The following is a 6,202-nucleotide window of genomic DNA, read 5'->3' on the forward strand; positions in this document are numbered from 1 at the left end:
GCCCCGGTGGCCGTCGATGCACGCGGATTGCCGCATTGGGAAAGCCTGATCGAACAGGCCAACCTGCGCGGACCGCTGGGGCAGCTTGCCCAGAATGCCGTGCTGCGCGACCGCGAGGGCCACACCCTGGTGCTGGCCTTGCAGCCCATGCATATGCATCTTGCCGTCGAGCCGATGATTGGCCAGATGGAAGATCGCGTCGGCCAGGCGCTGGGCGAACGCATCAAGCTGCGTTTCGTCGAAGAACACGGCGCCGCCGGCCAGACCCCTGCGGCACGCGCCGCCACCGCCCGCGTCGCAGCCCAGTCGGCTGCCGAGCAGGCCATCGAGGAAGATCCCCTGGTGCAGTCGCTCAAGCGCGAATTCGGCGCGCGAGTGGTGCCACAGTCGATCAAGCCGTTTGAACACTGAACGAGATAGCGGAGTTACCCATGAGAGGACAGATCGGTCAGCTGATGCAGCAGGCCCAGCGCATGCAGGAAGAAATGAAKCGTGCGCAGGAAGAGATCGCCAAGCTCGAAGTCACCGGCAGCGCCGGCGGTGGCCTGGTCACCGTGCTGATGACGGGCGTGCACGAGGTGCGCCGCGTACAGATCGACCGCAAGCTGTTTGCCGATGATCCGGAAATGGCCGAAGACCTGGTCGCTGCGGCGATCAACGACGCGGTGAACAAGGTGGCGGATGTCAGCAAGAACAAGCTCGGTGGCGTGACCTCGGGCATGAATCTGCCGCCCGGCTTCAAGATGCCGTTCTAACGCTCTTCTGTGGGAGCGCACTCTGTGCGCGACAGCCTACGGAGCTGGGATGCTGTCGCGAAAGCCGATTACTGGTTTTGCGCATCATCGCCGCGGTCGCGCACAAGGTGCGCTCCCACAATGACTTTGGAATCATGAGCAAGCTACTCACCGATCTCATCGAAGCGCTGCGTTGCCTGCCTGGCGTGGGCGGCAAGAGTGCGCAGCGTATGGCCTTCCATTTGCTGGAGCGCGACCGCGAACGTGGCCAGCGTCTGGCCCAGGTGATGGAACAGGCCATGCGTGAGATCGGCAACTGCTCGCGCTGCCGCAATTTCAGCGAGACGCCGGTGTGCAATCTGTGCTCCAGCAGCAGCCGCGATCGCCAGGTGTTGTGCGTGGTGGAGTCGCCCACCGAGTTGGCCGCCATCGAGCAGGCTACCGGCTATCGCGGGCAGTACTTTGTGCTGTTGGGTCGTTTGTCGCCGCTCGACGGCCTGGGTCCCGAAGAGCTCGGTCTGGATCGCCTGGCCGAACGCCTGGGCGAAGGCGAGATCGAAGAGCTGATCATCGCTACCAATCCCACCGTCGAAGGCGAAGCCACCGCGCACTATCTGGCGCAGCTTGCGCGTGCGGCAAACGTGCGGCCGACGCGACTGGCCCATGGCGTGCCGCTGGGTGGCGAGCTGGAGTACGTCGATCGCGGCACGCTGGCCCACGCTTTCGGCAGTCGCCAGCAGCTGGATTGAGCGATGACGCCCACGCTCAGCCTGGAGATTCCCGGCAACCAGGAATACCGGGCGCTGCGCAGCGCAGCCGGCCTGAGCATGATGTCCGAAGAAGGTGCGGCGATCGGTCTACCGGCCAGCTGGTGCTCGGTGTGCGTGCGCCACGAGGGCGAGCTGATCGGCATGGGGCGCGTCGTGGGCGATGGCGGCCTGTTCCTGTTCGTGGTCGATATCGCGGTAGCGCCGGCGTGGCAGGGCCAAGGCCTGGGGCGACGCATCATGCAGGCGCTGATGGATGAAGTGCATGCGCGCGCTCCGCTGCGCACCATGGTGGCCCTCATCGCTGATGGCACGGCGCACGAGCTTTACGCCAAGTTCGGATTCAAGCTGGTGGCGCCAGGCGCACAGGGTATGCTGTTGCGGCTGTCATAAAAGCTAAGGAACCAGTCATGGGCGACACCATCTTCGGCAAGATCATCCGTCGTGAAATTCCCGCCGATATCGTCTATGAGGACGATGACGTGCTGGCATTCCGCGATCTCAATCCGCAGGCGCCGGTGCATGTGCTGTTCGTGCCCAAGAAGCCGATCGCCACGCTCGATGGCGCCACGGCGGCCGATGCGGAACTGCTGGGAAAACTGCTGCTGGCTGCCGCCGCGTATGCGCGTCGCGAGGGCCTGGCCGATGAGGGCTATCGCACAGTGATCAATTGCAACGAGCATGGCGGCCAGACGGTGTTCCATCTGCACGTGCACCTGCTGGGCGGACGTCGGATGCATTGGCCGCCGGGCTGAACCTGCGCGGTTGCGGGCACAAAAAAACGCCGGCTTGCGCCGGCGTTTTCTCTGGACGCGATCAGTGGTGCGGCGGCGGAGGCGGACGCACGATCACGCGCGTGCGGTAGTAGCCGCCGTAGTAACCACCGTAACCGCCGTAATAACCACCCCAGCCACCCCACGGGCCCCAGCCCGGACCCCAGTAGGGACCCCAGAACGGGTCGTAATAGCCCGGGCCGTAGTTCACGATCACGCGCTTGGGCCACAGGTACACCACGTTGGCTTCGATGCGCGGATAGGCGTAGTTGTACTCGCCGATCTTCTCCGACATCGTGCCCTGGATGACGCCGGTGACGGTGATGTCGCGACCAGCGGTAAACACTTCCGGATCGTAGAAACCGGCTCGGCACGCTACGAAGCGGCCCTGCGTTTGGCCGTCCGTGCTCGCCGATTCCGGGCGGGCCTGGTCATCCAGCGGGCGCTGCAGTACGTAGAAGCAGGTTTCCTGCGGACCGGGTTTGGTCTCGATGATCTGGCCGCCCCAGCGAACCTGGGCGCCAGCGGCGCCATTGCCTTCCTGCTGGGCGGCAACGGAGTTGACCTGGGTGAACGTGCCCTGCAGCGGTTGCGGCACCGTTGCGCAGGCCGCCAGCGTGGCCACGGCGGTCGCGAGAATCAACGGCTTGTACATGGACATGACGCTTCTCCATCGTGTGGTGGATGCGGCGCATCCACGGTTCAATATCATTTGACCACGCGACGCGGTCGAAAGTCCCGCGCAGCCTGTCGAAAGTTTTTAAGCAAGTCAGCTGGCGGTTCGTCGTGCGCGTAACGCAGTTCCAGATACGTCCTCTTCAAGTGTTCCAGCTGGTCGCGTTGGCTGGGGAGGGCCCGCGCGGCGCGGCTGAAGTAGTGCTGCGGTCCTTCGCTGTGGCGACGGGTCACGCCCGCCGCGGCCAGTCGTTTCTCCAACAACCGCATGCTTGTATGTGCTCGATCCGCTTCCGGACGTTGCCACATGGCCCATAGCAAACCGCCTACAGCAAATAGCGAACCGCCGATGGCGAGCAACAAACCCAGCATGCCGACGTTGGTGTCCTGCACACCGAACGGCGTCAGCAGGCCGCGCTGCCGCAGCGTGTCAAAGCCGATAACGCCTTGGTTCCACCACTGGTTGACGATGTCCCAACGGTTGCGCCATGACAGCCACCACTGGTTGGGTGCCCAGTCAGCTGCCGTGGCATTGGCTGCCGCGGACCCCTGGCTCACGCGTTCCGGACGCACGGCAGCGGTGGGATCCATGCGTACCCAGCCACGCTCGGGCAGCCAGACTTCGCYCCATGCGTGGGCATCGGCTTGGCGCACCAGCAGGTAGTTGCCCATGCTGTTCCAGTAGCCGCCCTGGTAACCGGTGACGACCCGGGCGGGAATGCCGGCCGCACGCATCAGCACCACGAAGGACGAGGCATAGTGCTCGCAGAATCCTTCGTGCGTGCCGAACAGGAAATCATCGACCGTGTTGTGTCCCAGCGGGGTGGGCGTCAGCGTGTAACTGAAGCCGCCGTCATGGAACAGCGTCATCGCGGCCTGGACGATCGCGGCATCGTTGCTGCCGTATTGGCTGCGCCATCGTTGCCCCAGTGCCCGCGCCTGCGGATCGAAACCCGGCGGCAGTTGCAGGGCGCGTCGCCGATCGCGTTCGCTGAGCTGCCCCTGCATGCGGTAGCTGGGCGCCGAGCGCAGCGAGTAGACGAGGGGATCGTTGACCGGACGATCGGCACGCATTTCGCGGTCCGCGCTCATGCTTGCCTGGGCCGGCGCTTCCAGCGGCACGTCGAGCGCAGGCAACACGCGTTGACCGGTCGCTTCCAAGGTCACGGTGTACTGGGTGACTGGGCCGTGTTCGACGGTTGCCGGACTGCCGTTGCGCTCGCTGCCGTTCCAGGTGCGACCGTCGTAATTCCACAGCACATACGCACGGAAGTAGCGCTGCTGATTGGGCGGCGGCGTACCGGCGAAGGCCACGCGCATGGCGGGTCGCTCATCCTCGAACAGTGCGGCGAAGTCCCCGGGCGACATGTCAGCACTCAGGCCAGTGCGGCCCTGCGTGCTACCGGGGGCTCCCCATAACGGCGAACTCAGGCGCGGAACGAAGACAAAGGCCAGCAAGGCCAGCGGCAACGATGCGGCCAGCAGTTTGAGCGCGGGCAGCAGTTCGCGCGGAAGACTGCTTGCCGGCCGTGCGGGCTGCAGTGCGCGCAGCGTAGCCAAGGCGGGCAGCAAACCTAGCGCCACCAGCACCGTGGCCACCATGCCTTGATCGAACAGCAGCGCCGTCATCAATGCAAAACAGGAGAACGCCGCACCGACGCGCGCGTCACGAGGTGTCTCCGTTTCGAACAGCTTGAGCACCAGCAGGCCCGCCACCAGCGCCGCACCAGGCTCGCGCCCGAACAAGGTGCTGTATTGGGAGATTACCGCCGCGGTCAGCAGCGCCAGCAGCGACAGTTTCAGATAGGCCGGCGCGCGTCCCGGTCGCTGGCGGCGTTGCCACCAGCGCAGTCCAAGCATCACTGCCAGCGCGAGCGTGAACCACGCCGGCAGGTGAGGAGCATGTACGCCGAGCACCACGGTGACGGTGATGCACAACAGGTCGAACGGGCGTCGCTCCAGCGGCGCCTGGTGTTTGTGCCGGAACAGGGAAAGACGCATCACGGCATCCGGGCCAACGCATTCATGCAGTGGCTGTAGTGGCTGCGGCCATGCCCCAGGCCGATGTCTTCGATGGGCAGCCACAAACTGGTGGGCCGTCCCACCGTCTCCGCTTCGCCCAGCCAGCGGGCCAGGCGTTCGATGCGTGCTTCGGGACTGAGCTGGGCGAGCTGGCGCCAGTCCAGATGCCACTCCTCCTGCGCCTCGGGTTGCTCGAAATCCTTCACCAGCAAGCTGTCGTGGCGTGCGCTGTGCTTCCACGAGATATGCCGCTGGGGATCGCCGGCGCGATAGGCGCGCAAGGCCGCAATATCCTCGCCCTGATGCAGGCGTTGCTGCTTGCTGGCATCACCGGGCAACAGCGGCGGTGGGCCGCCGGTTTCAGGGTGCGGCCACACCAGCACGGACTGCTCGGGATGAATCCAGCTCCAGGCATGGAACAGCCCGAGCGGCCAGTTGCTCCACAGTTTGATGCGCGGCATGGGGCGCCAGCCACGACGCCGGGTATCCAGCTGCAGGGAGACCAGGGTTTCGCCGTGTGCCTCGACGGCAAAGGCTTCGGCCTGGCCGTTCATGTCCGCGTGTACCGAGGTATGCGCGTGGCCGCTGCCGCTGAACACCAGGGTGATCGCCATGGGCTCGCCCGCGATCGCCTGGCCTTGCCGGATGCCGGTGAGCTTCAGTCCATCAAGGCTGCGAAACGCAATCAGCATGCTTGCCGAGGTGGCCGAGCCGAGCAGACAGGTGAGCATCAGTGCGGCGTTGTTGGTGTAGTTCAACGCACCCACCAGCATGATCAGCAGGAGCACCGTAAAGGCAGCGCCAAAGGCGGTCGGCACGATGTAGACGCGCCGCCGATGCAGCACGATCGGCAGGGATTCGGGGCGCTTGTAGCGAGTGAGTGCGGGCAGGCGTCGTTCTGCCCAGGTCTGGACGCGACGAATCGCGGCGAGCATTAATCCACCGCGACGTCGGCAAGCAGGCTGCGCGCGAGGCTGTCGCCGCTCGCGCCCCGGGTGGTGACCAGGCGATGGGCCGCCAGCGGTACGAACAGCGCCTGGATGTCCTCCGGCAATACATGCTGGCGGCCGCTCAGCATGGCCCACGCGCGTGCGGCGCTCAGCAGCGCCAGGCCGGCGCGCGGCGACAGGCCGACGCGAACGTCCGCATGACGCCTGCTGGCGGCCAGCAAGGCCTGCAGGTAATCCAGCAGTGCGGCGCTCGCCGTCACCGATTGCGCTCGCCGCGCCAG

At 65.5% G+C, this 6,202-nt stretch carries 9 protein-coding genes; 5 read left to right on the forward strand and 4 right to left on the reverse strand.

Translation table 11 applies throughout. The features are described from left to right. The 5 genes from AC1DMG_RS18695 to AC1DMG_RS18715 all read left to right on the forward strand — a co-directional run. Positions 1 to 411, forward strand: a 411-nt coding sequence (locus AC1DMG_RS18695) for a DNA polymerase III subunit gamma/tau C-terminal domain-containing protein (RefSeq protein WP_477180886.1), incomplete at its 5' end; no start/stop codon positions are given. A gap of 20 nt (positions 412 to 431) precedes the next feature. Next, positions 432 to 755, forward strand: a complete 324-nt coding sequence (locus AC1DMG_RS18700) for a YbaB/EbfC family nucleoid-associated protein (RefSeq protein WP_477180887.1) — start codon at positions 432 to 434, stop codon at positions 753 to 755. Between the two features lie 134 nt (positions 756 to 889). After that, positions 890 to 1,483 (forward strand): recombination mediator RecR, encoded by a 594-nt coding sequence (recR, locus tag AC1DMG_RS18705; protein ID WP_441604042.1) that lies wholly within the window; start codon positions 890 to 892, stop codon positions 1,481 to 1,483. 3 nt (positions 1,484 to 1,486) lie between these two features. Further along, entirely contained in the window at positions 1,487 to 1,894 is a 408-nt protein-coding gene (locus AC1DMG_RS18710) for a GNAT family N-acetyltransferase (protein WP_477175995.1), read from the forward strand. Between the two features lie 17 nt (positions 1,895 to 1,911). Continuing rightward, entirely contained in the window at positions 1,912 to 2,256 is a 345-nt protein-coding gene (locus tag AC1DMG_RS18715) for a histidine triad nucleotide-binding protein (RefSeq protein ID WP_477175994.1), read from the forward strand. A 61-nt stretch (positions 2,257 to 2,317) separates the two neighbouring features. Here AC1DMG_RS18715 and AC1DMG_RS18720 read toward each other — a convergent pair whose 3' ends face one another. The 4 genes from AC1DMG_RS18720 to AC1DMG_RS18735 form a co-directional block, all read right to left on the reverse strand. Beyond that, positions 2,318 to 2,935, reverse strand: coding sequence for a Slp family lipoprotein (locus AC1DMG_RS18720; protein WP_441604045.1), 618 nt, complete (start codon positions 2,933 to 2,935; stop codon positions 2,318 to 2,320). 47 nt (positions 2,936 to 2,982) lie between these two features. Continuing rightward, positions 2,983 to 4,950 (reverse strand): transglutaminase TgpA family protein, encoded by a 1,968-nt coding sequence (locus AC1DMG_RS18725; protein WP_477180888.1) that lies wholly within the window; start codon positions 4,948 to 4,950, stop codon positions 2,983 to 2,985. Continuing rightward, a complete protein-coding gene (locus AC1DMG_RS18730) occupies positions 4,950 to 5,906 on the reverse strand; it encodes a DUF58 domain-containing protein (RefSeq protein WP_441604047.1) in 957 nt (318 codons plus the stop codon). The genes AC1DMG_RS18725 and AC1DMG_RS18730 overlap by 1 nt, the downstream gene beginning before the upstream one ends. Then, positions 5,906 to 6,202, reverse strand: a 297-nt coding sequence (locus tag AC1DMG_RS18735) for an AAA family ATPase (protein ID WP_477180889.1), incomplete at its 5' end; no start/stop codon positions are given. The genes AC1DMG_RS18735 and AC1DMG_RS18730, both read right to left, overlap by 1 nt.

It is taken from the genome of Dyella sp. 01N36, assembly GCF_056399745.1.

Coding starts and splice junctions, on each gene's coding strand:
- recR (WP_441604042.1), top strand. CDS start 890: ATGAGCAAGCTACTCACCGATCTCATCGAAGCGCTGCGTTGCCTGCCT.
- AC1DMG_RS18710 (WP_477175995.1), top strand. CDS start 1,487: ATGACGCCCACGCTCAGCCTGGAGATTCCCGGCAACCAGGAATACCGG.
- AC1DMG_RS18715 (WP_477175994.1), top strand. CDS start 1,912: ATGGGCGACACCATCTTCGGCAAGATCATCCGTCGTGAAATTCCCGCC.
- AC1DMG_RS18720 (WP_441604045.1), bottom strand. CDS start 2,935: ATGTCCATGTACAAGCCGTTGATTCTCGCGACCGCCGTGGCCACGCTG.
- AC1DMG_RS18730 (WP_441604047.1), bottom strand. CDS start 5,906: ATGCTCGCCGCGATTCGTCGCGTCCAGACCTGGGCAGAACGACGCCTG.